At 44.4% G+C, this 1,499-nt stretch carries 2 protein-coding genes; both read left to right on the plus strand.

The annotated features are described in order from the left end of the window. Positions 1 to 1,194 (plus strand): InlB B-repeat-containing protein (locus EII32_RS11225; RefSeq protein ID WP_125235459.1); only part of this gene is annotated, 1,194 nt, incomplete at its 5' end. A 74-nt stretch (positions 1,195 to 1,268) separates the two neighbouring features. After that, on the plus strand, positions 1,269 to 1,499 hold a 231-nt coding region (locus tag EII32_RS11230), incomplete at its 3' end, for an InlB B-repeat-containing protein (protein WP_148096831.1).

The raw sequence follows: 1,499 nt of genomic DNA on the forward strand, positions 1-1,499 counted from the left end.
AAATGGCAGCCGGAAGCACAGGCGGAATACTGGCAGGTGACGTGGGAACTCAATGGCGGCGCATGGCCTTCCGAAGGAGACAACCACGCCGTGCAGGTACTCAAAGGCGGAACTCTGGCAGAACCCGCCCCTCCGGTGAAAGCCAATCATACTTTCGAGGGTTGGTATAAGGAAGCCGGTCTTACCAACAAGGTCAATTTCCCTTACAACGTAAGCAACGTAACGGCAAACTTTACGCTGTATGCAAAGTGGAAAGACGAAAAACCTCAAAATCCTAAAATGGAAGCAGGTGTTTATGTGGCCGGAACAGACTATATACAGCCCGATGGATTGGTTGCCACCGTATGGAAAGACGGGAAGGTCTTTAAGCAATTCGTTGAAAATACAGTCAATCATGCCCACTCGGTATTTGTAAGTGAAAGGAATATCTATACCGTAGGAAGCAGAAAAGGAGAATATTATTCGGCAATGGTTTACGACAACGATGAATCCAAATCCTACCCTCTTTATTCGAGTGCCAGTTCCGTATTCGCATTTGGACAGGATGTGTATGTTGCAGGAGATATTGTGGACGAACCTTATCTGTGGAAAAATCATGACAGGATTAAGTTGGCGGGCAAAGCGAATTATTATGGTAGAGCGACTTCTGTGTTCGTTTCAAACAATGATGTTTATGTTGCAGGCTATCTGTTTAGTTACAAAGGAGGAAAAGACATTGCCGTTCTTTGGAAGAATAACGAACTTGTCGAATTGTCTGATGGTACTGCCAATGCTCGTGCTTATTCCGTATTTGTTTCGGGTAATGACGTATATGTGGCAGGAGAGGAAAACTCCGGATCGTCCAAAGCCGTCTTGTGGAAAAATAAAACAGTTGTTTCGTTGCAAAGCGGCGGCTTTGATCATCATATCGCAAAATCGGTATTTGTCGTAGGAAACGATGTTTATGTGGCAGGAGAAGCAAGAAAAGGCGGCAATGATTTTTATGCCATATTGTGGAAAAACAACGTAATGAACAAATTGGGATATAAAGCGAAGGCTGCTTCTGTGGCCGTATCGGATAACAATGTATATGTTGCCGGTTACGAGACAGACACGCAAGAAACGCAAACTCGTGCCGCGATTTGGAAAAACGGGATAAAAACTTTGCTTGGCAATTCAAGTTCTGTTGCCCGCCGGGTATTTGTAAAGAAGTAATTTGTTAAACCGAATATCATAGGTTGGCTGTCAAAAGAAAAATATTTTTAAAACAAAATAATGAGGATAAGACAATGAAAAAGATTTTATTTGCCACCCTTTGTGGTGTTTTAATCATGAGCCTTGTCTCCTGCGGAGACGATGACGAAGCGAGAACGTACTACACCGTAACGTTCGATGCCGACGGCGGTACGCCCGTTCCTGCAAACCAGAAAGTGGAGGAGGGCAAAACGGCAACCGTTCCTTCGCCCGCACCAACGAAAACAGGATTTGTTTTTGTTGCATGGACTACCGATGGAACAAAC

Source organism: Prevotella sp. OH937_COT-195, from assembly GCF_003932845.1.
Taxonomy (GTDB): Bacteria; Bacteroidota; Bacteroidia; order Bacteroidales; family Bacteroidaceae; genus Prevotella.